Origin of the sequence: Anabaena azotica SJ-1 (assembly GCF_047275885.1) — a bacterium.
Classification (GTDB): Bacteria; Cyanobacteriota; Cyanobacteriia; order Cyanobacteriales; family Nostocaceae; genus Trichormus_B; species Trichormus_B azotica_A.
Genome location: NZ_CP178454.1, coordinates 2131658 through 2157741 on the forward strand (window position 1 = coordinate 2131658; position 26084 = coordinate 2157741).

Genomic DNA, 26084 nt, shown 5'->3' on the forward strand with positions numbered 1-26084 from the left:
TGCATATCTGGGAATAACTATATTTATTATTTGGCGCATATTTGCCGCAGAAAATAAATAGAATAATTTCATTCAACTACTGTTGAAAAAAACTACAAATCATTTCACCAGGGCTATTCTCTGTAAATTGCGAAACAGTCCTGTCTTTATTTATCTTAAATTTAGCACGACAATTGTAAATTTCTACAGGTGCTTTCACCCCATCCACACTTACAGTAGCCCTATATTCCCAATACTTCTTAGCACTGCGTTTAATATTAAGAATACAAATTTCATGTCCATCATAATTGCGACAAACAAGAGCAAAAGCTGGAGATGTGCCAGAAAAAGAAAATATTAATAATAGTAAAATCACTAAATATTTAATCATACAATTTTAAGGCTTTACCCCTCATCCACCAAGCGAGTCCACCCATAAATAATACCCCCATTATTCCCTGCAAAGGATTATTATTTACACCTGTCACCCAGTCTGGAACTACTCCTGAATATTTTGTTAATTCTCCCACATTAATAATGTAATAACCCGAAACTAAACCACCATGTAAACCTATTGGTAAACCTAACCTTCCTCTACATGAACCTTTACTCCATACCTGCGTTAACCCTAACAATACTAAAGCAGGAAATTGTGGAAAAGTATGAATTATAGCCTCAAAAGGTTTAATAAAATGGGCAACAGCAAATAAAATTGTATCTATCCAAGTTGCTAAACTTAAACCATAATCTCTTTTCAACTCATCCAGTAACCAACCACGAAATAATAATTCTTCAGCAAAACCAACACCAAAACCAACGAGTAAACCTTCTAAAATAATTTTCAATAAAAAAACTTTCGGTTGTTCCCATACCAACCAACCTAACAAACCCTGTAAACTAAATACAATCAAAATACTAATTAACCCAATAGCCAAACCTTGGACAAAATTTGCGGCATTTAGACTAGAAAACTCTAAACCATAATGGGTTAATATTTGTGGTTGCTGATAGACTCGTTTTCCCCATAGTTTAAGCAAAAAGATAAACTCTACATAAAGTATGACCATTGTCAAGATACTTTCTAAATTAGTATCAGGTACTAACAAGTATATTGGTACAGCCAAAGGCAACCATAGGAGTGACAAAGCCAAGATAAAACTACCCAGCCTCAAAGGGGCAGGGCATTGGGCGATTTGAGCTAAATTAATTTTTATCATTGATTTGTCAATTATCATCAGTCAGGATTATATATTTTTGTCAATGACCAATGATTAATGACCAATGACTATTGATCAGGTTCAATAGTGCTGCTCAAACCGTGACCTTTTAAAGTTTCACAATAAAACTCAGCGTGTTCCTGAGCGCAGGTAATAACTAAGGCTAACCCGCTATTATGGGCTTCCATCATGATGCTCACAGCCTGGGGCTGGGTAATGCTCGGTACAGTGGTCATTAGCACCTGAACCACATACTCCATAGAGTTGTAGTCATCGTTATGGAGCAAAACGCGATACTGAGGCGCGAGCTTGCGGGTTGTTGAACGCTTCTCAATGGTTTCGACTGACACTACTCTTTGCTCTTTTATTGTTGATTTACTACAATGCGGTTACTGCCTAGCGTTTGCTTAACAGTTATTTACTTAATTTTATAACATTTTATTCCCATTTCCAGCAGAAAAATTTTTCTGTCTGAGGCTTGCTGGTGGTGAATACTCAAATATATCAAAGGTAATCATAATACTACATGAAAGTTACTTCTAGAATTAAAAAAACTGCTAGAGAATCCTTGTATATACTGTCAATGCTTGATTATGGATATTAACTCCAACTTTCAACCGGGACAAATTCTATCTTTGGATTATGGCCACAGAAATCTTTATGCCGAAGTCATTCAAGTGGTGATTTCTCGTGATTTGTGCTGGGTGCGTCCTTTAATGCTGGTTAACTTGATCCAAGAAGTACCCTACATCACGGATCTGCGAGATGCATCTGATCTGTTATGGCCTGTACATTTATTTCGACCTGCTTTAGATACAGAAGTAATTAGTTTTTTGGGTGATCTTTTACCAAAAGAACCAAAAGCCGACAACAATGTGGCTGCTCAACAGCAACTCCATCAGTTCATTTACCAATTTTGGCAAGCCTCCCAAGATGGTAAGCCATTGTAAATTTATGAAGACTCTATTTAATAATTCAGCATTGATGGTGGATGATCAGCGGATTTTAGCTCCAGTGGGGGACTAACTGCACTCGTCCAGCATCCATCTCTGCCATTAAGAGTTCTAAAGCTTCATAATCAACATCAGAGATGTAACCTAGTTGGGTTAGTTCTGAGTTAATCTCATTCTCTATTTCTGGCGTTAATTTTTTTATGTGCAACGCCTTCTCTACTAATTGACGAATCGCGTATTGTGTGCTCATAAAGAATAAACTTACTTTAATTGTTGTTCATTATCTGCGATAAACATTGGTATAAAAAATGATCTAGATATCTGGGTTTAAGTGATATAGATCACGACTGTTTTTAGATAGATTGTTTGTTCTCAACCGTGCTTTTGTCATTTGGAAGGTAAAAAGTAGTGAGAGGGTTTGAGGAGATTTTGGATTAAATACTGTGATTTTTAGGCAATAGTAAAGGTTGCTGTCTGAAGCCACAGATGATTAATCTGCATTTCGGCTATCTTATGTAGATTGTTTTTTAAGTCACCTAAAAAAAAAGTATATATAAACACATTTTAGAGTATAGTTATGAGAATCTTTAAACAAAAGAGCTGCACCCTAAAGATTTAGCAAAGATGCTACCGATCGCTACTCAATTGAGGAAAAATCGGTTTATGTTCAAAGAAACCAACCTAAGTTGACAGAGCAGGATGTAAATTTCTGTAAAACAGTTCTAAGTTAATTATGAGCAATGCGGTTGAAAAACAGAATTAATGCTAAGTTGAAGGAGATTAGCTGTAATTTAAGGTAGCTAGAAGATAGCAAAGTGGCTGTTTTAGTTGAGCAATTAATAACACCGGATATTTTAAAACCTGCCCGTTATCTGGGTAACGAGCGTTTAGCAGTACACAAGCCTTGGGATACGGCAACTATACGTTGGGTGTTAACTTACCCTGAAGTATATGAGGTTGGTGCATCTAATTTGGGGCATATCATTCTTTATAATATTTTGAATGCCCAACCAAATCAGTTATGCGATCGCGCTTACCTACCAGGCCCAGATTTAAGCGCCAAACTCCGCAGCACCCAAACACCTCTGTTTGCGGTAGAGTCGAAACGCTATCTGACAGAATTCGACATTTTAGGTTTTAGCCTCAGTTATGAACTAGGTGCCACCAACATCCTAGAAATGTTGGATTTGGCGGGTATTCCCTTAACTTGGAGAGAGAGGCTCCAGAGCAGGGGAGCAGAGGAGAAGATTTTTTCCCAGTCCCCATATCCCCTAATTTTTGCTGGTGGACAGACTGCAACATCTAACCCTGAACCCTACGCAGATTTTTTTGATTTTATTGTTTTGGGCGATGGAGAGGAACTATTACCAGAAATTGGCTTGGTGTTAGCAGAAGGTAAACAAGCTCTTTTAAGTCGGGAAGAACTTTTACTAGACTTGGCACAAATCCCTGGTGTGTATGTTCCTCAGTTTTATGAAATGGGAGAAGGTGGTGCAGTACATCCCCTGCGTGCTGATGTTCCAAAACGCATTCTCCGGCGAGTAGCAACACCTATTCCCGCATATTCCATTGGTTTAGTTCCCTACGTAGAAACCGTACACGATCGCCTGACAATTGAAATTCGTCGGGGTTGTACTCGTGGCTGTCGCTTCTGTCAACCAGGAATGTTGACTCGTCCAGCACGAGATGTAGAACCAGATCAGGTGGTAGAAGCAATTGAAGCAGGAATGCGGGCAACAGGTTACAATGAATTTTCCCTGTTATCTTTGAGTTGTTCCGATTATTTATCCCTGCCAGCAGTGGGGATGGAAATCAAAAATCGGTTAAAAAATGACAATATTAACCTGTCTTTACCTTCTCAAAGAGTGGACAGATTTGATGAGAATATTGCCAATATTTTGGGTGGTACGCGCCAAGGTAGCCTGACTTTTGCACCAGAAGCCGGAACTCAACGGATGCGCGATATTGTCAATAAAGGCCTGACAAATGAAGAATTATTGCGGGGAGTAAAAACAGCCTGGGAACAAGGGTGGGACAAAATCAAGCTGTATTTCATGATTGGTTTACCTGGAGAAACAGATGCCGATGTAGTGGGCATTGCGGAAACGGTAAGCTGGTTACAGCAAGAATGTCGTGCTAGAGGCAGAAAACTATTAAGCTTTAATTTGACGATTTCTAATTTTACACCCAAGCCACATACGCCGTTTCAATGGTACTCGGTTTCTACATCTGAATTTAAGCGCAAGCAAAACATCCTGCGGCAAGAATTCCGACGCATTCGCAATGTAAAGGTGAATTTTACTGATATTCGCCTTTCGGCAATGGAAGACTTTATAGGCAGAGGCGATCGCTCTTTAGGTAAAGTATTAAGGCGGGCTTGGGAATTGGGTGCAGGGATGGATTCTTGGTATGAAAATGTAGAACAAGCGTTTTCAGCTTGGGGAACTGCGATCGCCGAAGCTGGTCTAGATTGGAAATACCGTCAAGTGGAGACTGGGGACTGGGGACTGGGGATTGGCATACAAGAAGAAATACTGTCACCTTCTTCACCTCTCGATCTTCCCCTACCTTGGGATCATATTGATACCGGAATTGATAAAAATTGGTTATATGAAGACCTAAAACGCGCTCTAGAAGCAGCAATTGTTCCCGATTGCTCTTTTGAAGGTTGTTCTCATTGTGGTGTGTGTGGTACTGATTTCGGTCACAATATTGTCATTGAACCACCTGCAATTCCTAAATTTGCTGGTGATTTTGTTCCCAACACCACCAAAGTACAACGTTTACGAGTGCGGTTCGGCAAACATGGTGATATGGCTTTAGTTAGTCACCTGGATTTAATGCGCTTGTTTGATAGAGTGATACGAAGAGCAGGTTTACCAGTAGCTTTTACTGGTGGATTTCATCCCCATCCCCGGATGGCTCTAGCTAGTGCTTTATCCTTGGGTAGCACCAGTAGTGGTGAAATTGTGGATTTTGAGTTAACTCAACCAATGGATTTGGGCAGTTTTCGGGAGCAGTTAATCAGCCAACTACCCTCAGATATTCCCATCTACCAAGTGGAAGAGATAGATTTAAAAGCACCCGCAGCTAACCAAGCAATGCAAGCAGCAGAATATTTGCTCACAGTGTTCACGGTTGGTGATGTGACAACAAAACAATGGCAGGAGTGGATTGAAGCAATCAAAATCACAGAAGAGTTCTTGGTAGAACATACAACTAAATCAGGCAAACATCAGATCATAAATCTGCGCGATCGCTTGTTTGACTTAGAATTAATAGAAGCCCATAACTTACCAACCGAATCAAAAGCTGTCTTACGTTATTTGGGTAGCTGTCGTCATGACGGTGTGATCTTGCGTCCTGAGCAATTATTGTCTATATTGGAAATAGTGGCCAAAGCAGAATTTCACCTCCTGCATATCCACCGCAACCAGCTACTTTTAGAGATATAATCCCAGCAGGGCAGCTTGCTAGTAGTTGCCCAGATGTTATACATCATGGGAATTGATTTTTAGCAAGGTTGCGTTAGAATGGGATGAAGAGAAATTTTCTGGCGCTGCATTATTGAATGACTTGGTTCACTACCCTGATATTCAGGGAGCGAAAGCAAAGATATTAGAGTGCAAATTCTAGGATTGAATCCCAGACAAACTGAGGCAGATTAAAGAATACTCTCTCTCTAGCTACCTTGTGAATCAATTACTACCAATAGCTCTACGCCTGATCTCCAACTCTAGCTTTTTACAACACCTGCTCAATACAATTACCCTAGATGGTGAAAGTATTGCATCAGAAATCAACCACGGACGGTTGATTTAATTACTTAAAATATATGCAGCCGTTCTGGAATAATCAGGCGTGTAAACGCAATTACAGTATTAACAGCTTTCAATTATGGAAAGCTCTCTCAGATTTAGAATTTTTATTACCAGTAGCACCGTGTAGGGCTGCCAGTAGGGGCTAGAGGTATAAAAGGAAGCTTCTTCTAATCCCCATTGGTGCTGCCAATTTTTGAGGAACTTGAATGCCAAAACAAATTATTATCGCAGAGCAGCATCAAATAGCTGCCGTATTTTCGGAAGATCAAATCCAAGAACTCGTTGTTGCCACTGGTCATCATCAAATTGGTGATATCTACTTAGGTGTAGTAGAAAATGTGTTACCTGGAATAGACGCAGCTTTTGTCAATATTGGTGATCCAGAACGCAACGGTTTTATTCACGTCACTGACTTGGGTCCACTCAAACTCAAGCGTAGTTCCGCAGCCATTACTGAACTGCTCACACCACAGCAAAAAGTATTGGTACAAGTAATGAAAGAGCCAACGGGAACAAAAGGCCCAAGGCTCACAGGCAACATTACCCTACCAGGACGTTACGTAGTGTTAATGCCCTATGGGAGGGGTGTCAATTTATCCCGACGAATTAAGAGTGAAAGCGAGCGTAACCGCCTCCGCGCCCTAGCAATTTTAATTAAACCAGCCGGTATGGGTGTGCTGGTGCGAACAGAGGCAGAAGGTAAACCAGAAGAAGCAATTATTGAAGACTTAGAATTGCTACAAAAGCAATGGGAAGTTATCCAACAGGAAGCTCAATCCACCCGCGCTCCGGCATTGCTCAACCGGGATGATGACTTTATCCAGCGCGTATTGCGGGATATGTATGGCGCAGATGTAAATCGCATTGTTGTTGATTCCAGCACTGGTTTGCGGCGAGTCAAGCAGTATTTGCAGAACTGGAGTGGAGGTCAGACACCACAAGGTGTGCTTATTGATCATCACCGCGATCGCTCCCCCATTTTAGAATATTTCCGCATTAACGCCGCCATTCGGGAAGCCCTACGACCCAGAGTAGACCTACCTTCTGGTGGTTATATCATTATTGAGCCAACGGAAGCATTAACAGTCATTGACGTTAACTCCGGTTCCTTCACACGCTCCGCTACAGCTAGAGAAACAGTTTTGTGGACAAACTGCGAAGCAGCCACAGAAATTGCCCGTCAGTTGCGTTTGCGGAACATTGCCGGCGTAATTGTCGTTGACTTCATTGATATGGAATCGCGGCGCGACCAACTGCAAGTTTTAGAACATTTTAATAAATCTCTCAAAGCTGACAAAGCTCGTCCTCAGATAGCCCAACTGACCGAGCTAGGTTTGGTAGAACTAACCCGCAAACGCCAGGGTCAAAATATTTATGAATTGTTTGGAGAAACTTGTCCCACCTGTGGCGGTTTAGGACATACCGTGCGCTTACCAGGGGAAATAGAAAACCGGATGCCTATCCCCGCAGCAGAGATACAAGAGAGGTTTACAACACCCATATCTCAAAGAGAACCACGGATACCATCTGCTCGCATCTCAGAACCACGGGAAAGCTATGATGGATTTGGGGAAGGATTTGAAGGTGACGCTGAGTTAACACCCATGCATCTTATTAACCATCCCAGTTATCAAGAAATGGGCGATAACAAACGTCGTACCCGCACCCGTCGTAGTCGAATTGGTATCAATGGTGCTAGTGGCAAAGATGAAACCCGCCTGGGTACGCCGCTGGCTTTTGTTAACGATTCAGATTTAGATTTAGATGCTGAAAGTGATATAGCTCCAACACCAGAAATTCCCTCTCTGCTCTCCGAGACACGACGAGACAGAGATGCGATGCGAACACCCACTTTGGGTAAAGCTGGATGGACAGAAAGAACTGAACGCACCAAAGTGAAAATAGATCCCATCAAACCGGTGGTAGAACCTCCGCAAATTGTTTCTGTAGAAATGACACTCCAGGAACAAGATATGTTTGCTTTGATGGGAATTTCTCCTGGTGTAAAACTGGAGCAAGAAGTCAAAAATCCCAAATCTGTGATTTTTAACATTGTTCAACCTGGACAAACATCAACTTCCACAACGGAATCAACATCAGAATTATCAGAATTAACTGTTGCGGAAAGAACCAATTCTGAAGTGACTAAAGTCAAAATGCCCATTCCCAAAGTTGAGGTAGAAGAACAATCTTTAGAGCCATTAATCATCGAGCCTCCTGTTCAAGAATCTAGCAGCATTGGATTTGAGTCTTTCACTGATGAAGAGGAACTAAGTAGCACTTCTTCTACTCCTAATCGCCGTCGTCGCCGTCGTTCTTCAGCAATAGAGGAAAGCTAACGGCTGTTATGGTAGAAACAGAACCAAAACCTGTATCTGTTTTGTCAACTGCACCCTTACCAGAATCTAGTTGGTGGGAGTTGTCCGCTTGTGCTAATATTCATGGCTTGGTTGCAGGTGTAGATGAAGTGGGACGTGGTGCGTTATTTGGTCCTGTAGTTGCAGCAGCAGTGATGTTACCAGCCAATGCTTTGCCAAAACTGATGGCGGCTAAAATTAAAGACAGCAAAAAGTTGTCTGCTTCTCGCAGAACTCAGTTGGCACAGCAAATTAATGGGCTGGCTTTAGACTGGAAAATTGGTTATGCTACAACTGCGGAAATTGATCAGTTTAATATTTTGCAAGCTACTTTGTTAGCCATGAAGCGGGCTGTACTGAAGTTGAAAGTACCGCCTGCACTTTGCTTAGTTGATGGTAATCAGTTGGTAAAGGACTTACTGATACCACAAGAAACTATGATTAAGGGAGATGAGCGATCGCTCAACATCGCTGCTGCTAGTATCATGGCCAAAGTTTGGCGTGATGACCTAGTGCTACGTTTGGCATCCAAATATCCCATGTATGAATTAGAACGCAATAAGGGTTATGGAAGCCAGCGTCATTTGCTGGCTCTGCAAAAATACGGAGCATCACCCTTACATCGTCGATCTTTTCGTCCTTGCCAAATAGAGAACAGGTGACAGGTGATAGGTTACAGTTAAAAAGTTTTTACCTATTAACTATAAACCATTACCAATCACTCAAAGTTGAGAAGTCCAATTTCCGTATTATCACTAACAATATCCTTTGTTTGCGTTTGTGATATTACCCAATGACGATAATCAGCCAGGAGGTGATGTAACAATCTTTGTTTAATTGTCAATAACACACTTTTGAGTAAGCCATTACCTGTAGCTTCTAAAATCGCCCTTGGAGTCAGGGAAAATGGCTGGGGAATATCCACTAGCACTTCCAAATCAGCTTTTCCTTGTAAGTGAGTCTCATTATTTACCTGCTGTGGTGATAAATATCCTTTTAAATTCAGAGTAAAGCGTTGGTTAATATACTCAAATCCCAGGATTTCACAACCCACAGAACGTAAATAAATCGTTCCTTGGGAATCTGACCAAACTCTCATGTCTACAGTAGGTTGAATACTCAATGACATAAACGTCAGAGGACGCATTTTTAAACGGAATACTTCCTCAGACAACTGCTGAATCCTGTTGTTGTCAGTCAAAGTATTCACCAGTCGTTGAGGCTGACGCAAATAGTGGTGAATAGGAATAGGCTGTTTGGGAACAGCAATTTCGACCGATTGGGAGGCAGTAAATTTGGTAGCCATGAGTAGATTAAAGCGTTGTTTTCTAATTTTAATATTTTTTAATAAATTAAATTGATTTGCATAGAATCAATAAGTTTATTAATAATCCATCAAAAAACTAGGGTGTAGAGTTTGGGATATAAGGTATAGAACTATAAGAAACTTTCAGTGAATCCAAAATTCAAAATAAAATGGTTCTTCGGTACTTGTTATGCTAAATTACCCATTGGATAAGAGGGAACAGGGAACAGGGAACAGTGGGAAGAGACAATATTTTCTCATAACGTTAAAAATTATGGTTCATTTCCTTTACATAATCAGCTTCCTGAGATTTTTTTTGTCTAGATTTTGCATATTAGATACTGAAGAACCAATAAAATAATATGACTATAGCGATGGCGAAACGCTCACCTTCGGTGATTGCACATTTAGGTCCGGCTGGAACTTATTCTGAACAAGCAGCTTTTTTTTATCTCAACTGGCTAAAAAGCAATCAAAATATAGAGGCCAATTTATCTCCTTACCCTACTATTGCTAAATCATTGCAAGCAGTTACTACACAACAGGCTGATATAGCTGTTGTCCCTGTGGAAAATTCCATTGAAGGTAGTGTTAGCATGACAATGGATAGCCTTTGGCAATTAGATACATTGCAAATTAAACTAGCTTTAGTTCTACCTATAAATCATGCATTAATTTCCTGTGCAGATAGTTTAGATAAAATAGACACCGTTTATTCTCATCCCCAAGCATTAGCACAATGTCAAGGTTGGTTGGCTCAATTTCTACCTAATGCTAATTTAATTGCTAATAATTCTACCACAGAAGCACTAGAGCGAATCCCAGAAGTACCAACAATAGCTGCAATATCTTCTATCAGAGCCGCCCAGCTTTATAATCTACCTATTCTCGTCCGTGGGATTAACGACTATCCAGAAAACTGTACACGCTTTTGGGTGGTGGATCAAGCTGATAGTGCTGAACAATCTTTTACACCTACTCATACATCTTTAGCTTTCAGCTTACCTGCTAATATGCCTGGTGCATTAGTCAAAGCCTTAGAAGTATTTGCTCATCTGGGAATTAATTTGAGTCGAATTGAATCTCGACCCACCAAACGTTCTTTAGGAGAATACTTATTTTTCATAGATGCAGAAGCAGGGATAAACTCTCCTTTGCTCACATCTGCTTTATCTGAATTAAGCACTTTTACTGAAGTTTTAAAAGTTTTTGGCAGTTATGAAGTTTTAGCGGTTACTACCTAACCAAGTTACTAGTTATCAGCCTCATGGGGTGTAGGGGAGAAAAATAAATTCTTACTTTTGTCTTTTGCCTTTTGCCTTTTACCTGTTCTCTGATAACTAGCAGCTTGCGTATTAACCCATATTATCAAATGTATCTTTAAGAACAGAACGTGCTGCCAGATGATTACGAGTAGAAGTTAAAATTTCTGCTTCTCTTTGCAAACGGGCAGATGTATCTTGCATTTCTAACAAAGCCTGTTGCTCAGGAGCTACACCGTAAAGGTTGCTTGCCACCCAGTAAGATAACTCTGTGGGTAAATCTGGTAAATCTTCTGGTAACTCGATATTTTTTTCAGTTAACTTGGCGGAAAGACGGACAACATCTCGCAGTAGCTGTTCTACTTCAGTAGCTAAGGGGCGCAAATCTTGAGATGGTGGTTGATCTTCAATCCATTCTACCAAACCTACGCGATAAGGCTTTTCACGAATATATTCTAAAACCCGAAATCTTTGTTGTCCTAGAGTTAACATTTCCATTCGGTCGTCGGGCATTCGCTGATAATGAATAATTTCTGCACAGCAGCCAACGTTGGCAATTGTACCTTTGATTGGATCGATCATCAATACTCCAAACCTGCGATCGCCTGCCAAAATCGTATTCATCATGATTCGGTAGCGAAATTCAAAGATATGCAGAGGTAATGGTCTGCTAGGAAACAGAACCACTTCAGGTAAAGGGAACAGAGGTAGTTCACGGACAGCGATTTTAGAAGAAGATGTCATTGTTGTTTGGGTATAAATTTTATTCTTAAAATATATTGTTCACTACTTTTCCCTTACTTTGCATTTTATCATTATGTCTTATGGCTAAATGAAATGCTCTGAGATAAATTTTCTCAGAGCATAGTCAATATTTATATTTAATTTCAGCAGTCAGTTGTTGTTTGTTCTTTGCAACTAACTACTGAAGAATGACCAAATTACAATTTGACTTCAATATCGACACCAGATGGTAAATCCAACTTCATCAGTGCATCAATAGTTTTAGAAGAAGGCTGATATATGTCAATAATTCGACGATGGGTGCGGGTTTCAAAGTGTTCGCGGGAATCTTTATCTACGTGAGGTGAACGCAGTACGCAATATATCTTCCGTTTGGTTGGTAAAGGAATTGGGCCTATAGCTGTAGCGTTAGTCCGGTTAGCAGTGTCTACAATCTTCTCGCAAGATGTATCCAATAAACGTCGGTCAAAAGCCTGTAAGCGAATTCTAATCTTCTGCTGCTGTAAAGTTGCCATCTTCAGTTTTCCAGGTTCTGTGAATTTTAGATTTTAGATTTTAGATTTTAGATTTTGGATTTTGGATTTTGGATTTTAGACGCAATCCCAAACCCAAAATTTAAAATCCAACCTTAGTTTGGGGAAATAAAAGGAGCAGAGATGAATTTTAACCATCCCTGCTCCCTTATAATCAGAGCAAAAAGGTGAGTTCTATTTCAGGATTTTGGATACAACACCTGCGCCAATGGTGCGGCCACCTTCACGAATAGCGAAGCGCATACCTTGCTCGATCGCGATCGCGTTGATTAGTTCTACTGTCATCTTGATGCGATCGCCTGGCATTACCATTTCTACTTCGCCACCATCATCAGCTGTGTAGCTTTTGATCGTGCCAGTTACATCAGTTGTCCGCACATAAAACTGAGGACGGTATCCAGCGAAGAATGGTGTTTTCCGACCACCTTCTTTTTCTGTCAAGACGTATACTTCGCCTTCAAACTGAGTATGAGGAGTAATTGAACCGGGTTTGGCGATTACCATACCGCGCTCAATGTCTTCTTTTTTGAGACCACGTAGTAGTACACCAGCGTTATCCCCAGCCAGACCTTCGTCAAGGCTCTTCTTGAACATTTCAATCCCGGTAACTGCGGTACTACGAGTGTCTTTGAGACCAATTAGTTCTACAGTATCGCCAACCTTAACTTTCCCACGTTCAATCCGACCAGTAGCAACAGTACCACGACCTGTGATGGTGAATACGTCTTCTACTGCCATCAAGAAGGGTTTATCAACATCACGCTCTGGGCTGGGGATGTAGGAATCTACAGCGTCCATTAATTCATAGATTTTGTCTACCCAGGGATTTTCTCCGCGTTGAGTCTTAGGATTCTTGGTCATTGCTTCCAGAGCTTGTAGACCAGAGCCTTTGATGATGGGGATATCATCACCAGGGAAATCGTAGCTAGTAAGTAGTTCCCGGAGTTCCAGTTCTACTAATTCTAGAAGTTCTTCATCATCCATCAAATCTTCTTTGTTCAAGAAGACAACCAAGCTGGGAACACCCACCTGTTTTGCCAATAGGATGTGTTCACGAGTTTGGGGCATAGGTCCATCAGTAGCAGCAACTACGAGGATACCACCGTCCATTTGTGCCGCACCGGTGATCATGTTTTTCACATAGTCAGCGTGTCCAGGGCAGTCTACGTGAGCATAGTGACGTGATTCCGTTTCATACTCAACGTGAGCGGTGTTAATGGTAATACCACGTGCCTTTTCTTCGGGTGCGTTGTCAATTTGGTCGTAGCCTTTAGCTACAGCTTGACCCATAGCTGCCAAAGTCATTGTAATGGCTGCTGTTAAAGTAGTTTTACCGTGGTCAACGTGGCCAACAGTTCCGATATTAACGTGGGGTTTATTTCTTTCAAACTTTGCGCGTGCCATGGATGCTCGTTTCCTTTTTTAATTATGCTTTCCCTTTGCTTTTTGCAATGATAGTTTCAGCCACGCTGCGAGGCACCTCTTCGTAGTGGCTGAATTCCATTGTGAAGATACCTCGGCCTTGGGTCTTAGACCGGATATCTGTGGCGTAACCAAACATAGTCGCTAGTGGAACTTTGGATGTCACTTTAGCGAGTCCTTGCTCAGTGCTTTGCCCTTCAATTTGCCCCCGACGGGCGATGAGGTCACCAATAACGTTTCCGATAAAGTCTTCGGGAACTTCTACCTCAACTTTCATCATAGGCTCTAACAGTACGGGAGAAGCTTTCGATACTGCCTCTTTCATCGCCATTGAACCAGCGATTTTGAAAGCCATTTCTGAAGAGTCTACATCGTGGTAAGAACCGTCTACTAAGGTAGCTTTGACATCAATGAGGGGATATCCAGCGACAACACCAGATTCACAACATTCTTTCATTCCCTGTTCTGCGGGGTTGATATACTCTTTAGGTACAGAACCACCGACAATTTTGGAGACAAATTCAAAGCCAGTACCAGGTTCTCCTGGAGCCAGATCAATCACAACGTGACCGTACTGTCCTTTACCACCGCTTTGGCGGATAAATTTACCTTCTATTCTGGTTACAGCTTTACGAATTGTTTCCCGGTAAGCTACCTGTGGCGCACCAACATTGGCTTCTACCTTGAATTCGCGTAACATCCGGTCAACAAGAATCTCCAGGTGTAACTCTCCCATCCCCGCAATCACGGTTTGGTTCGTTTCTGGATCTACACGGACACGGAAGGTAGGATCTTCTTCTGACAAAGATTGTAGTGCCTTTGACAGCTTATCCATGTCGTTCTTGGTTTTGGGTTCAACCGCTACCGAGATCACAGGCTCAGGAATAAATAGGGATTCCAGAATTACAGGTGATCCTTCATCACAAAGGGTATCACCTGTCAAGGTATCTTTTAATCCCAATGCAGCACCTAAATCACCTGCTCGCAGTTCATCTACATCTTGTCGATCATCTGCCTTCATTAGCACCAGGCGAGAAATCCGTTCTTTTTTGTCTTTACTGGCGTTCAGGACGTAGCTACCTTTTTTCAATACACCAGAATAAACACGAACGAAGGTCAAGCGACCATAGGGATCAGCCATGATCTTGAATGCCAGGGCAGCTAGAGGTTCGCTGTCATCAGCCCGGCGCTCAACAGTTTCGCCATTTGGCAATAAGCCTTGAATTGGTGGGACTTCAATTGGTGCTGGCAGGTAATCTACAACTGCATCCAGCATCAACTGCACGCCTTTATTTTTAAAGGCTGAACCACAAAGTACGGGTACTATTGTTCCCGCGATTGTACCTTTACGTAGGGCTGTACGGATTTCAGCTTCTGTCAGTTCTTCGCCATCGAAGTACTTGGTCATCAGATCATCACTGGTTTCTGCTACCGCGTCTACCAACTGAGTACGGTATTTTGTGGCCAGCTCTTGCAAGTCTTCAGGAATTTCTGTTTCCTGAATATCAGTGCCTTGGTCGTTGGCATAAATATATGCACACATCCGTACCAAGTCAATGATGCCTTGAAAGTCGTTTTCACTACCGATTGGCAGTTGAATGGCGATCGCATTTGCCCGCAGGCGATCGCGCATTTGCTCATGAACTTTATAGAAGTTCGCACCCGTGCGATCCATCTTGTTAATAAAAGCGATCCGAGGTACTTTATAGCGGTCTGCTTGCCGCCATACTGTCTCAGATTGTGGTTGCACACCACCAACGGAACAAAAGACGGCGATTACACCATCTAACACGCGCATGGAGCGTTCAACTTCAATCGTGAAGTCAACGTGACCAGGAGTATCGATAATGTTAATTTGATGATCTTTCCAGCTGGTACTGATAGCAGCGGCAGTAATGGTAATTCCCCGCTCCCGCTCCTGTTCCATCCAGTCTGTTACGGCAGTTCCTTCGTGAACTTCACCAATTTTATGAATTATCCCAGAGTAAAATAATATTCTCTCTGTTGTCGTCGTTTTGCCCGCATCTATGTGCGCCGCAATACCGATATTGCGTACTTTCTCCAGCGGGTTTGTGCGTGCCACAGTTACCTCCTATAATTTTGGCCCCATGATATCTTGTATATTACTCTTTGTTAAGATTCTATACTTTTACGGAAAACCGTCTTTTTGAGAAATTCTACGATATACCGCTTTTTCTGAAGACGATATATCGTTGCTCTACTTAATAACGATAGTGTGCAAATGCTTTGTTTGCTTCAGCCATGCGGTGCGTTTCTTCCCGCTTACGAATGGCGCTCCCCGTTTCGTTAGCAGCGTCCATTAATTCATTTGCTAGTCTACTGGCCATGGTGCGACCTGGTCTAGACCTGGAAAACTGCACTAACCAACGCAATGCTAAGGTAGTACCTCGATCTGAACGGACTTCCATTGGTACTTGGTAAGTTGCTCCACCTACTCGTCGAGCTTTTACTTCTACCAAAGGAGTGGCGTTACGCACCGCTCGTTCAAATGTTTCCAAAGCACTGTTACCGGTGCGTTCTTCAATAGTTTTTAAAGCATCATAAACAATTCTGGCGGCAAGTGATTTCTTGCCATGACGCATGATTCGCCTGATAATCATGCTCACAAGGCGACTGTTATACACTGAGTCAGACGGAACTGGGCGCCTTTGACTAACACCACGACGAGACATACTTCATCCTTAAATTCGGAATTTGGCAACGAAATTATATGCTATCAGAACACAGGAATCTAAAAGCGGTCTAACTGGCCGCTCAAATCTCCTTGAGTTTTGGCACTAGTTGCAATAAAGCTGAACTAATTGACCTGTTAACCCTTTATCAGAAACACAAGACGACAACTTTATTAACTTTAATATTTACATTAAAGTGTTGCCATCGCTTACAGTATTTGGCTTAAAAATCCTTACACTTGCTCGCTTAGTGCAAGTTACAGATTGATTTCTTAAACAAGAATACGCCGCTAGATTCTGTGTTTTATGGGTACTGAGACTGAGACGATTAATCGTTGATTGGTGCGATTAATCGCCTAGTTTTTACTTTTTAGTTTCTTTTGGGCGCTTAGTTCCATACTTGGAACGTCCTTGTTTCCGGTCTTTAACTCCGGCTGTATCTAAGGTGCCACGAATGATGTGGTATCTCACGCCTGGTAAGTCCTTTACCCGACCACCACGAATCATCACAACAGAGTGTTCTTGTAAGTTATGACCAATTCCTGGAATATAAGCTGTAACTTCAAATCCAGAAGTCAGTCTCACTCTTGCCACTTTGCGGAGAGCTGAGTTAGGTTTTTTGGGGGTAGTTGTATATACTCTGGTACAAACTCCTCGACGTTGAGGACATTGTTTCAGAGCAGGGGACTTGGTTTTTTGACGCGCTAGTTCGCGTTCACTACGTATTAGCTGCTGTATTGTTGGCATGAGTTACAGCGCGTGTTGCTGCTTATTATCTATTTTAACAAATCCTGATTATAGCGTTTTGTGTGTTTTTATGTCAATTATTATTTTAGCAGGAGGCAGGAGGCAGGAGGCAGGAGGCAGTAGGCAGGGGGAGCAAGGGAGCAGAGGAGCAGAGGAGCAGGGGAGTAGAGGAGAATAATCTATTACTTTTTGCCTTCTGTTCCCTGTTCCCTATTCCCTGTTTCCTATGACATAGAGAAAGAATTACCACAACTACAGGTAGAGGTGGCAATGGGGTTATAAAAGCGAAAACCTCCACCCATTAGATCCTCTGAATAGTCCAGTGTTAAACCGTTAATATGCTTGATGCTTTCTTTGTCTACGACCAGCTGAATATTATGAACATCAAAAATTTGATCTTCAAATTTGACGGCTTCATCAAAGGAAATGTTGTATAACCAACCCGAACAGCCACCTGGTTTCACTCGCAAGCGAAATAAAATATTGGGCTGTTGTTTGGATTTTAAGCGACCGATTTCATTTATCGCTGCTGGACTGAAATTGATCATGGAATTTTTGTAGCACTCAGAAAATCCATATTTAATATTACAGGAGTTCAGGAGTTCAGGAGTCAGGAGTCAGGATAGGAAGAAAATATTTTCCTCATCTTCCCCTGCTCCCCCTGCCCCTCTGCCCCTCTGCCCCTCTGCTCCCCACACCTTATTTATCATTGCGAGCATAATCATCTTGATAGCGAATAATATCATCTTCGCCCAAGTATTCGCCATTCTGCACTTCAATTAGCACCAAGGGAATTACCCCAGGATTTTCTAATCGGTGAACAGTACATTGGGGTACATAGGTAGACTGATTATTGCTGAGTAAAACTTCGTTTTCACCACAGATAACCTTGGCTGTACCGGAAACGACTATCCAGTGTTCGCTACGGTGGTGGTGCATTTGTAAGCTAAGGCGATGTCCGGGCTTAACTTCTATGCGTTTAATTTTGTATCCGCGCCCTTCTTCTAAAACTGTAAAAGAACCCCAAGGGCGTAGTTCACCAGCGGCAACGCCTCTGGAATTAAGGGTTGCATTTAGGGTGAGAGTGTTGTTAGGTACGGTTTCTGTAAATTGTGCCATAGTTACCTCATTTGTAAACATACAAAAAAGTTATTATTCTTAATATTTAGTGAAAGAATTGTATTTGATATTGCTAATGGGAAAATTAGCCATTTGATTTCACTTTGCTAACCATATCAAAATAGAAGGTGATAATGTAAACCACCGCCAGTAAAAGTCTTGGGTCTACATTAACTCTTCATCAAGAAAAATGCCAGCTTGTTCTCAACTTTAAAAAGTGATTAAAAATCCTCCTGAAAAGAAAATCAAAATGCAAACTTCCACAAAATATCTTTGAATTTCCAGACTTACACAGAACCAAGGCAATTATCAGGGAAAAGCCTGAAAACCCTTAAGGCAGTGACTGAATTATCAAGGGTTAAGAAAAATACCTATACCGTTGTGGACACGGGCGGCTGTATTGGGAGAACGATCAAGTAATTGTCCTCCCAAATATAGACTTGTAGAACTACCACCGTCTAAGTTGAGGGCATTTACACAACCCATAACCTGCATTAATTGGGCGTGTTCAGCTAAAGTGGGTCCATTGCCACCAGCGCGATTATGTACGGCGGCAATGATTAAATTACCTGTGGTGGTGGTACAAATGGCACTGCGAACTGCTTTTTCAGCAATGAAAGCATCGCTGAATTTTTCAGCTTTGGCATTAAGGACAATTTGCCGATTTTGGACTAGAAGTGGACCTGCGCCGATGATGTGAGGATAACGACTAAAATCAGCAGGAGTGGTGGTGGTGGTAAGACTAACTTTTGTACCAATTGGTAATTTAGAGGCGTTAGTGGCAGCTGTACCGCGTAAGGTGAGGAGGTAGCCGTCTTTAGGAATGGGAATGGGGGTGACACCTACTTTACTACCTGGTAGCTGGTTGATAATTTGGTCTTTTTGGACAACGAGGATGATTTCGTTATCTGTGAGGGGTGTATAAGTAGACCCCCAAATAGGGGTATAACGGGCAATGCCATTTTGTACATAGCCACTGTTGAGGAATAGAATTGATAACGGTTGGTTATTGCTGGTGATTAAAGTTTCGTTGAGGGTGAGGCGGCCAAAATAATATTCTCCTGAATCATTCCATGCGATCGCACCTCGGTTGAGAATTGGCCCTGATACCCACTGATTATCCCGCCGAATTGCCCCTAACGGTAATTTATTATTGCGGTTGAAATAACCCCCGTTAATTCCTGCTACAGCTAAATAACGTTTTGCTGTTTGGATTAAAGGGGCTATACCTGTTTGAGTTTCTGGGTTAGCCCAAATTGGTTTTAGCGATAACCCAACAATTCTGGGATTAATTTCCAGCCAAACTACGGGGAAACTGTCTGTACCTGAATTTATAAATTTTTGCTGCCAACGTAAACCCCTTGCCCAAGTTATATCCTTTGCGACTAAGGCATCAGGACGAATATCAATCACCAAACGATTCGGGTTAGCGATCGCACTAACCTGGGGAGCTAAACCAAAGGGTACACTAAGACTAATAATAGTTCTGTTATTAACAACTTCCACTTTTTGAATTAGTTGTTCAGGGGAAATTGGTGAAGGTAATTGATTTAATTGTTTTGGCAGTAAAGTCGGTTGGGGTATATACCTTTGAATCAAGCCGTTATCAGCGGTACTATCTAGAGTAATTATCCACTCTCTATTTAGTGGTTTAGGGAGTTGAGAAATTGGTGCATTAGAGTTTACAAGTCTTTTTATCGGTTGACCTTGTGTAACTTGCCACGGAGTTGGGCGATCTAAATCAACAACCAGTCTGTCACCATTAGGTCGTTTTCCCTGACGAATATTATTGATTTTTGCTTGGGGAGTAGAAATCACCAAAGCGTTGCCATTCGCTTGTATTTGCCAACCTGCTGTTTGAGCAAAATTAGAAATATCTAAATAGCGATATCCTCCCAACAGCTTGGCCTTAAGTGTTGGAGTCCCTGACGAAAACCATTCCACCGGTTGTAGTTCAGGATTGCTGGTATTTAATAAATCTACCCCCATCAACTGCCTCAGCGCCCCATCACTCAGATGAGTTATTACTTTACCGTCTGTTGTCCGTTGTTGTAACCAGGCTGCTGATAAAGTACGGCCATTCAGGGTTATTTGATTACCAGATGATGATGTGGGTAATTGAGAAATCAAGCTAGGGAGGAGTTGAGAATTTGTAGGAGACTGTTGGGCGCTAGTAGTATAAGTAGCAGTCAAACACAGTGCAGTCGAAAGAATTGACGAAACTGAATAGCGGAAAAACCCCCGCTTGTTAGTTATAGTCATCGGCATTTTTAATATCCTTAAATGGGCATTGGTAATTGGTAATTGGGGATTGATGGTAATTAGGAAAATTACTTCCCTCATCCCCCTCATCCCCCTCATTTCCCCAATCCCCTTACCACCTTAGAGGATATCTGAGCAATTATGAGGAAATCTTAAAAAATTATGCTTTTATTTTTCAATAAAAGTGATATTATGTATTTTGGCTATTTATATCCTGTAAAAACTGGCAAGCAATTTTTCCGCCAAAACTACTAAGGCTAATTGTTCTAAATAACACATTTTTACAAACACGCTATAATAGTAGTCTTGGTATTTAAACCAAAAATTAAAATATTCCATCATCACCGATAGCGCAGCTTGACATAAGTCATTGGCTGTTGCTGTTGCGGTTTCACTGAAGTCATAATTGTCAACCAGACAGGGAACAATTGACAATCGGCGAAAATTATAGACAACAGCTATAGTTTAGGAATCGTCAAATGGTTATATAGTTTAATACGCTGTCTTTGTGACTGCAACCAGAGAATTGCAGCTTTCGAGACAGTGGATTGTTCAGTTTACACTGAATTTCAGGGACACCAAGGCAGGTTATCCTGAGCAATACCCTTGATCTGGCTAAAAGGGGATTGAAAAATACTTAGCTTTATCATCATAAATAAACGTAATGTCAGGGAAAGCAAATAGTCCAGATCAAGGCAGTTTTTCTAATAGTACATAAACACATAAAAAAATAACGCGGTGATTTTAACACGGGTAAGCCAAAAAGTAAATCCGAAGTTAAAATTTTTTTTCCCTAAATTTTCGTGATTATGTATTTCTCCACCGCTAAATTTAGAAATTTTTTTCTTGGCAGTAGCAATAGTGGCAAAATCCGTAACTCAATATTTCAGGAATAGAGTATGAATCATCAACCATTGAATCAGGGTCAAAACATTACATTGTCAGATATGGAAATCACGGACACTTACTCAGGACAAAGATGGTTAGCAGAGGAACGAGATGCTTGCGGTGTAGGGTTTATAGCCCATCGACAAAATCGTGCCAATCATGAAATTTTGGCAAAAGCTTTAACTGCTCTGACTTGTTTAGAACATAGAGGAGGATGCAGCGCCGACCAAGACTCTGGTGATGGTGCAGGGATTTTGACAGCGATTCCTTGGGAATTGTTTCAACAGGAAGGAATTAATGTTTCCGGCACTGGTAATATTGCCGTAGGAATGATATTCCTCCCCCAAGACCAGGAATCAGCAAAAAAAGTCAAAGCTATATTTGAGCAAGTAGCGGCTGAGGAAAAATTGACTGTGCTGGGCTGGCGAGAAGTCCCTGTACGTTCAGAAGTATTAGGGGTGCAAGCAAAAGAAAATCAACCCCAGATAGAACAAGTTTTTCTAGCGTCGGCTGATAAAAGTGGCGATGAATTAGAACGGGAATTGTATATTGCTCGTCGCCGGATTGTTAAAGCAGCCAAAAATATTTCCGAAGAGTTTTATGTTTGCTCCTTATCGAGCCGCACAATTGTCTATAAGGGTATGGTGCGTTCGGCGGTGTTGGGAGAATTTTACCAGGATTTAAAAAATCCGGCTTTCAAGATTGCCTTTGCTGTTTATCATCGCCGCTTTAGTACCAATACGATGCCGAAATGGCCTTTGGCGCAACCTATGCGGCTATTGGGTCACAATGGCGAAATTAATACGCTCTTGGGCAACATTAACTGGATGATGGCCAGAGAGGCTACCTTAGATCATCCGGTTTGGAATGGAAGGGCTGAGGAATTTAAACCGCTGGTAAATACTGACAGCAGTGATTCAGCTACCCTTGATAATGTGCTGGAGTTGCTGGTGCGTTCTGGACGCAGCCCTTTGGAAGCTTTAATGATGATGGTTCCAGAGGCTTACAAAAATCAACCTTCTTTGCAAAATTATCCTGAGATTGTTGATTTTTATGAATATTACAGCGGTCTGCAAGAAGCTTGGGATGGACCGGCGCTGTTGGTATTTAGTGATGGAAAAAGAGTGGGTGCGACTTTAGACCGTAATGGTTTAAGACCGGCTCGCTATTTGATTACGAAAGATGACTATATCGTAGTTGGTTCGGAAGCGGGTGTGGTGGAATTCCCAGAAGCCAATATTTTGGAAAAAGGCAGATTGGGTCCAGGACAAATGATTGCTGTGGATTTAACCAGCAATGAGATTCTGAAGAACTGGGAAATTAAACAACGTATTGCCAAGCTACATCCTTATGGGGATTGGTTGCAACAATATCGCCAAGAATTGAAGCAGTTGGTAAAACCTTCCGAGGTGAATGGTAACGGTAATGGTCATCATGGGTCTGACAATGGACATCTGACCACTGACTTACCAGAAAAACAAACTTTACTCCAACAACAAATTGCTTTTGGCTACACCACGGAAGATGTGGAAATGGTGATTCAGCCAATGGCTAATGCTGGTGCAGAACCGACTTTCTGCATGGGAGATGATATTCCTTTGGCGGTGTTATCAGAAAAACCACACCTGCTATATAACTATTTTAAACAGCGGTTTGCTCAGGTAACAAACCCACCGATTGACCCTTTGCGGGAAAAGCTGGTGATGTCTTTGACGGTGGAACTGGGTGAAAGGGGTAATTTATTAGAACCGAAACCAGAACACGCTCGCAAACTCAAGTTAGATTCGCCGGTGTTGACGGAGACTGAGTTGGCTGCAATTAAGTTGTCTGGTTTTGCGACTGCTGAGTTGTCAACTTTGTTTTCTATTGCTGCTGGTCCAGAGGGTTTAAAAGCGGCAGTGGAAGCTTTGCAGAGACAAGCAGCGGAATCTGTGCGGGCTGGTGCGAAAATTTTGATCTTGAGTGATAAGATCCCCCCAACCGTTGAGGGGGGCAAAGAAGCGGGTATCAGTGCTGAATACACTTATATTCCCCCTTTGTTGGCGATTGGTGCGGTTCACCATTATTTGATCCGCGAAGGTGTGCGGATGAAAACTTCTTTGGTTGTTCACACCGCCCAATGTTGGAGTACCCATCATTTTGCTTGTTTGTTGGGCTATGGTGCTGGTGCGGTTTGTCCCTATATGGCTTTGGATACTGTGCGGGATTGGTGGGCTGATCCGAAAACGCAACAGTTTATGGAAAGGGGGAAAATTAATACTCTGACTCTAGAACAGGCGATCGCAAATTATCGTCAAGCTGTAGAATCGGGTTTGTTGAAAATTCTCTCCAAAATGGGAATTTCTCTGCTTTCTAGCTATCAAGCAGCACAAATTTTTGAAGCTATCGGTATCGGTGGGGATTTGTTGGCTTTGGGTTTTAGAGGCACAACTTCCCGTATCGGTGGATTAAGTTGCAAGGAACTTGCACAAGAGGTGCTTTGTTTCCACAGTAAGGCTTTCCCGGAATTGACTGCTAAGAAGTTAGAAAACCTTGGCTTTGTTCAGTACCGTCCCGGTGGTGAATATCATAGCAATAGCCCGGAACTGGTGAAGGCGCTGCATAAGGCTGTAGATGGTAAGAAATATGACCATTACGAAGTTTACAAACAGTATTTGCAAGGTAGACCAGCAACGGCGTTACGGGATTTGCTGGATTTCCACAGCGAACGTCCATCTATTCCGATTGAAGAAGTAGAGTCAGTCAGCGAGATTGCTAAACGCTTCTGTACTGGGGGAATGTCTTTAGGTGCGTTGTCACGGGAAGCACATGAAACTTTAGCGATCGCCATGAATCGCATTGGTGGTAAATCTAACTCTGGTGAAGGTGGCGAAGATCCAGTTCGTTACAAAGTATTAAATGATGTTGACGAAACAGGACATTCACCCACTCTGCCACATTTAAACGGGTTGAGAAATGGTGATACTGCTTCCAGCGCCATCAAACAAGTGGCTTCTGGTCGTTTTGGTGTCACACCGGGATATTTAGCCAGCGCCAAACAGATCGAAATCAAAATCGCTCAAGGTGCAAAACCAGGGGAAGGTGGACAGTTACCAGGTCCTAAAGTAAGTCCTTATATTGCGATGTTGCGCCGTTCTAAGCCCGGTGTGACTTTGATTTCTCCACCACCACACCATGATATTTACTCGATTGAAGATTTGGCGCAGTTGATTTTTGACTTGCATCAAATTAACCCTAAAGCACAGGTTTCTGTGAAATTAGTAGCGGAAATTGGGATTGGTACGATCGCAGCTGGTGTGGCGAAAGCTAATGCTGATATTATCCAAATTTCTGGTCATGATGGCGGTACTGGTGCATCTCCTTTAAGTTCAATTAAACACGCTGGTAGTCCGTGGGAACTCGGATTAAGTGAAGTGCATCGGGTGTTGATGGAAAATGGATTACGCGATCGCGTGATTTTAAGAGTTGATGGTGGTCTCAAGAGTGGCTGGGATATTCTGGTTGCTTCCTTAATGGGTGCCGAAGAGTTTGGTTTTGGTTCTATCGCCATGATTGCTGAAGGCTGTATTATGGCACGGGTGTGTCATTTAAATACTTGTCCCAAGGGTGTAGCCACTCAGAAAGAAGAGTTGCGTCAACGCTTTACAGGTATTCCAGACCATGTTGTTAACTTCTTCTATTTTGTCGCCGAAGAGGTTCGCAGTTTATTAGCTAAACTAGGTTATCGATCTTTAACCGAATTGACTGGTAGGGCAGATTTGTTAACAGTGCGTTCTGATGTGAACCTGGCTAAAACCCAATCCATCAACTTAGACTGCTTAACTAAGCTACCAGACGCAAAACAAAACCGTAGCTGGTTGGAACACGAAGAAGTTCACAGCAATGGATCTGTGTTAGATGACCAAATATTAGCTGATCCGGATATTCAAGCCGCGATTAGCAATCAATCGACCATCAGCAAGACTTTTACAGTCGTCAACACCGATAGAACAGTAGGTTCAAGATTAGCAGGGGCGATCGCATCCCAATACGGTGATAGTGGCTTTGAAGGTCAAATTAACCTGAATTTCCAAGGTAGTGCTGGACAAAGCTTTGGCGCGTTTAATCTGCCTGGTTTAACCCTCGCTTTGACCGGGGAAGCTAACGACTATGTAGGTAAAGGGATGCACGGGGGAGAAATCATCATTAAACCCCCAGCAAATGCTAACTATGACCCATCACAAAATGTGATTGTTGGCAATACCTGTCTTTACGGTGCGACTGGTGGTGTATTATTTGCCAACGGTTTAGCCGGCGAACGCTTTGCTGTGCGTAATTCTAAAGGTACAGCGGTAATTGAAGGCGCTGGTGATCACTGCTGTGAATACATGACCGGTGGTGTAGTTGTAGTTCTGGGTAAAGTCGGCCGCAACGTTGGTGCTGGTATGACTGGAGGATTGGGTTACTTCTTAGATGAAGATGGTACTTTCCCTGAATTAGTTAATAAGGCTATTGTCAAAATTCAGCGAGTGGTAACGGAAGCCGGTGCAAAACAACTGCATGATTTGATTAAAGCTCATGGCGATCGCACTGGTTCACCGAAAGCACAACTAATTTTACAAAATTGGTCAGAATATCTTCCTAAATTCTGGCAAGTTGTACCACCTTCAGAAGCCGACAGTCCAGAAGCTAATGCTGAAACTGAGAAGGTAAGTAAAGAGTTAAGTTCTGTTTAGTTAGGTGACAGGTGACAGGTGACAGGTGACAGGGGGAGATGGGGAGGATGAGGGAGATGGGGAGGA

General features: G+C 42.1%; 20 protein-coding genes. 6 read left to right on the plus strand and 14 right to left on the minus strand.

Annotated elements, in window-relative coordinates; genetic code table 11:
- Positions 1-76: 76 nt before the first annotated feature.
- The 3 genes from ACLLO5_RS09370 to clpS form a co-directional block, all read right to left on the minus strand.
- Positions 77-370 (minus strand): hypothetical protein, encoded by a 294-nt coding sequence (locus tag ACLLO5_RS09370; protein ID WP_413175186.1) that lies wholly within the window; start codon positions 368-370, stop codon positions 77-79.
- A complete protein-coding gene (locus tag ACLLO5_RS09375) occupies positions 363-1196 on the minus strand; it encodes a CPBP family intramembrane glutamic endopeptidase (protein WP_413175187.1) in 834 nt (277 codons plus the stop codon). The genes ACLLO5_RS09370 and ACLLO5_RS09375 overlap by 8 nt, the downstream gene beginning before the upstream one ends.
- Positions 1197-1264: 68 nt before the next feature.
- Positions 1265-1546: an ATP-dependent Clp protease adapter ClpS gene (clpS, locus tag ACLLO5_RS09380; protein ID WP_413175188.1), complete on the minus strand. Its 282-nt coding sequence runs from the start codon at positions 1544-1546 to the stop codon at positions 1265-1267.
- 243 nt (positions 1547-1789) lie between these two features.
- On the opposite strand from clpS, the gene ACLLO5_RS09385 reads away from it, so the two are divergent.
- The gene (locus tag ACLLO5_RS09385; protein ID WP_413175189.1) at positions 1790-2146 is read left to right on the plus strand and encodes a hypothetical protein; all 357 of its coding nucleotides are present in this window, start codon (positions 1790-1792) and stop codon (positions 2144-2146) included.
- Positions 2147-2201: 55 nt separating this feature from the next.
- Here ACLLO5_RS09385 and ACLLO5_RS09390 read toward each other — a convergent pair whose 3' ends face one another.
- Complete coding sequence (locus ACLLO5_RS09390; protein ID WP_200321377.1) at positions 2202-2399, minus strand: hypothetical protein; 198 nt, start codon at positions 2397-2399, stop codon at positions 2202-2204.
- Between the two features lie 565 nt (positions 2400-2964).
- On the opposite strand from ACLLO5_RS09390, the gene ACLLO5_RS09395 reads away from it, so the two are divergent.
- From ACLLO5_RS09395 to ACLLO5_RS09405, 3 genes are all read left to right on the plus strand, one after another.
- Positions 2965-5604 (plus strand): TIGR03960 family B12-binding radical SAM protein, encoded by a 2640-nt coding sequence (locus ACLLO5_RS09395; RefSeq protein ID WP_413175190.1) that lies wholly within the window; start codon positions 2965-2967, stop codon positions 5602-5604.
- A 572-nt stretch (positions 5605-6176) separates the two neighbouring features.
- A complete protein-coding gene (locus ACLLO5_RS09400) occupies positions 6177-8309 on the plus strand; it encodes an Rne/Rng family ribonuclease (protein WP_413175191.1) in 2133 nt (710 codons plus the stop codon).
- 8 nt (positions 8310-8317) lie between these two features.
- Complete coding sequence (locus tag ACLLO5_RS09405; RefSeq protein ID WP_413175192.1) at positions 8318-8989, plus strand: ribonuclease HII; 672 nt, start codon at positions 8318-8320, stop codon at positions 8987-8989.
- A 56-nt stretch (positions 8990-9045) separates the two neighbouring features.
- Here the strand turns inward: ACLLO5_RS09405 and ACLLO5_RS09410 are convergent, their stop codons facing one another.
- Complete coding sequence (locus ACLLO5_RS09410; RefSeq protein ID WP_413175193.1) at positions 9046-9633, minus strand: DUF1997 domain-containing protein; 588 nt, start codon at positions 9631-9633, stop codon at positions 9046-9048.
- A 362-nt stretch (positions 9634-9995) separates the two neighbouring features.
- Here ACLLO5_RS09410 and pheA point away from each other — a divergent pair, with 362 nt between their 5' ends.
- Entirely contained in the window at positions 9996-10877 is an 882-nt protein-coding gene (gene pheA / locus ACLLO5_RS09415) for a prephenate dehydratase (protein WP_413175194.1), read from the plus strand.
- Between the two features lie 111 nt (positions 10878-10988).
- Here the strand turns inward: pheA and ACLLO5_RS09420 are convergent, their stop codons facing one another.
- From ACLLO5_RS09420 to ACLLO5_RS09460, 9 genes are all read right to left on the minus strand, one after another.
- The gene (locus ACLLO5_RS09420; protein WP_413175195.1) at positions 10989-11639 is read right to left on the minus strand and encodes an LON peptidase substrate-binding domain-containing protein; all 651 of its coding nucleotides are present in this window, start codon (positions 11637-11639) and stop codon (positions 10989-10991) included.
- 197 nt (positions 11640-11836) lie between these two features.
- Positions 11837-12154: a 30S ribosomal protein S10 gene (gene rpsJ, locus ACLLO5_RS09425; RefSeq protein ID WP_010998474.1), complete on the minus strand. Its 318-nt coding sequence runs from the start codon at positions 12152-12154 to the stop codon at positions 11837-11839.
- A 192-nt stretch (positions 12155-12346) separates the two neighbouring features.
- On the minus strand, positions 12347-13576 hold the full coding sequence (gene tuf, locus ACLLO5_RS09430) for an elongation factor Tu (RefSeq protein WP_413175196.1): 1230 nt from the start codon (positions 13574-13576) through the stop codon (positions 12347-12349).
- Positions 13577-13598: 22 nt separating this feature from the next.
- Positions 13599-15677, minus strand: coding sequence for an elongation factor G (fusA, locus tag ACLLO5_RS09435; protein WP_413175197.1), 2079 nt, complete (start codon positions 15675-15677; stop codon positions 13599-13601).
- 139 nt (positions 15678-15816) lie between these two features.
- Entirely contained in the window at positions 15817-16287 is a 471-nt protein-coding gene (gene rpsG / locus ACLLO5_RS09440; RefSeq protein ID WP_347603501.1) for a 30S ribosomal protein S7, read from the minus strand.
- A 363-nt stretch (positions 16288-16650) separates the two neighbouring features.
- The gene (gene rpsL, locus ACLLO5_RS09445; RefSeq protein WP_013190146.1) at positions 16651-17034 is read right to left on the minus strand and encodes a 30S ribosomal protein S12; all 384 of its coding nucleotides are present in this window, start codon (positions 17032-17034) and stop codon (positions 16651-16653) included.
- Positions 17035-17258: 224 nt separating this feature from the next.
- Positions 17259-17582 carry a HesB/IscA family protein gene (locus ACLLO5_RS09450; RefSeq protein WP_413175198.1) on the minus strand — a complete coding sequence of 108 codons (324 nt, stop codon included), beginning with the start codon at positions 17580-17582 and terminating at the stop codon, positions 17259-17261.
- A gap of 151 nt (positions 17583-17733) precedes the next feature.
- The gene (locus tag ACLLO5_RS09455) at positions 17734-18153 is read right to left on the minus strand and encodes a phosphomannose isomerase type II C-terminal cupin domain (protein WP_413175199.1); all 420 of its coding nucleotides are present in this window, start codon (positions 18151-18153) and stop codon (positions 17734-17736) included.
- A 351-nt stretch (positions 18154-18504) separates the two neighbouring features.
- Entirely contained in the window at positions 18505-20421 is a 1917-nt protein-coding gene (locus ACLLO5_RS09460; protein WP_413176046.1) for a phosphodiester glycosidase family protein, read from the minus strand.
- An 893-nt stretch (positions 20422-21314) separates the two neighbouring features.
- On the opposite strand from ACLLO5_RS09460, the gene ACLLO5_RS09465 reads away from it, so the two are divergent.
- Complete coding sequence (locus ACLLO5_RS09465) at positions 21315-26018, plus strand: glutamate synthase-related protein (RefSeq protein WP_413175200.1); 4704 nt, start codon at positions 21315-21317, stop codon at positions 26016-26018.
- The last annotated feature ends 66 nt before the right edge of the window (positions 26019-26084 follow it).

What these genes read in the sequence shown, in the direction of transcription:
- ACLLO5_RS09385 (WP_413175189.1), top strand. Translation starts at nt 1,790, where the DNA reads ATGGATATTAACTCCAACTTTCAACCGGGACAAATTCTATCTTTGGAT.
- ACLLO5_RS09390 (WP_200321377.1), bottom strand. Translation starts at nt 2,399, where the DNA reads ATGAGCACACAATACGCGATTCGTCAATTAGTAGAGAAGGCGTTGCAC.
- ACLLO5_RS09375 (WP_413175187.1), bottom strand. Translation starts at nt 1,196, where the DNA reads ATGATAAAAATTAATTTAGCTCAAATCGCCCAATGCCCTGCCCCTTTG.
- ACLLO5_RS09405 (WP_413175192.1), top strand. Translation starts at nt 8,318, where the DNA reads ATGGTAGAAACAGAACCAAAACCTGTATCTGTTTTGTCAACTGCACCC.
- ACLLO5_RS09465 (WP_413175200.1), top strand. Translation starts at nt 21,315, where the DNA reads ATGAATCATCAACCATTGAATCAGGGTCAAAACATTACATTGTCAGAT.
- ACLLO5_RS09410 (WP_413175193.1), bottom strand. Translation starts at nt 9,633, where the DNA reads ATGGCTACCAAATTTACTGCCTCCCAATCGGTCGAAATTGCTGTTCCC.
- tuf (WP_413175196.1), bottom strand. Translation starts at nt 13,576, where the DNA reads ATGGCACGCGCAAAGTTTGAAAGAAATAAACCCCACGTTAATATCGGA.
- rpsG (WP_347603501.1), bottom strand. Translation starts at nt 16,287, where the DNA reads ATGTCTCGTCGTGGTGTTAGTCAAAGGCGCCCAGTTCCGTCTGACTCA.
- ACLLO5_RS09370 (WP_413175186.1), bottom strand. Translation starts at nt 370, where the DNA reads ATGATTAAATATTTAGTGATTTTACTATTATTAATATTTTCTTTTTCT.
- ACLLO5_RS09460 (WP_413176046.1), bottom strand. Translation starts at nt 20,421, where the DNA reads ATGCCGATGACTATAACTAACAAGCGGGGGTTTTTCCGCTATTCAGTT.
- ACLLO5_RS09400 (WP_413175191.1), top strand. Translation starts at nt 6,177, where the DNA reads ATGCCAAAACAAATTATTATCGCAGAGCAGCATCAAATAGCTGCCGTA.
- ACLLO5_RS09420 (WP_413175195.1), bottom strand. Translation starts at nt 11,639, where the DNA reads ATGACATCTTCTTCTAAAATCGCTGTCCGTGAACTACCTCTGTTCCCT.
- rpsL (WP_013190146.1), bottom strand. Translation starts at nt 17,034, where the DNA reads ATGCCAACAATACAGCAGCTAATACGTAGTGAACGCGAACTAGCGCGT.
- rpsJ (WP_010998474.1), bottom strand. Translation starts at nt 12,154, where the DNA reads ATGGCAACTTTACAGCAGCAGAAGATTAGAATTCGCTTACAGGCTTTT.
- ACLLO5_RS09455 (WP_413175199.1), bottom strand. Translation starts at nt 18,153, where the DNA reads ATGGCACAATTTACAGAAACCGTACCTAACAACACTCTCACCCTAAAT.
- ACLLO5_RS09450 (WP_413175198.1), bottom strand. Translation starts at nt 17,582, where the DNA reads ATGATCAATTTCAGTCCAGCAGCGATAAATGAAATCGGTCGCTTAAAA.
- pheA (WP_413175194.1), top strand. Translation starts at nt 9,996, where the DNA reads ATGACTATAGCGATGGCGAAACGCTCACCTTCGGTGATTGCACATTTA.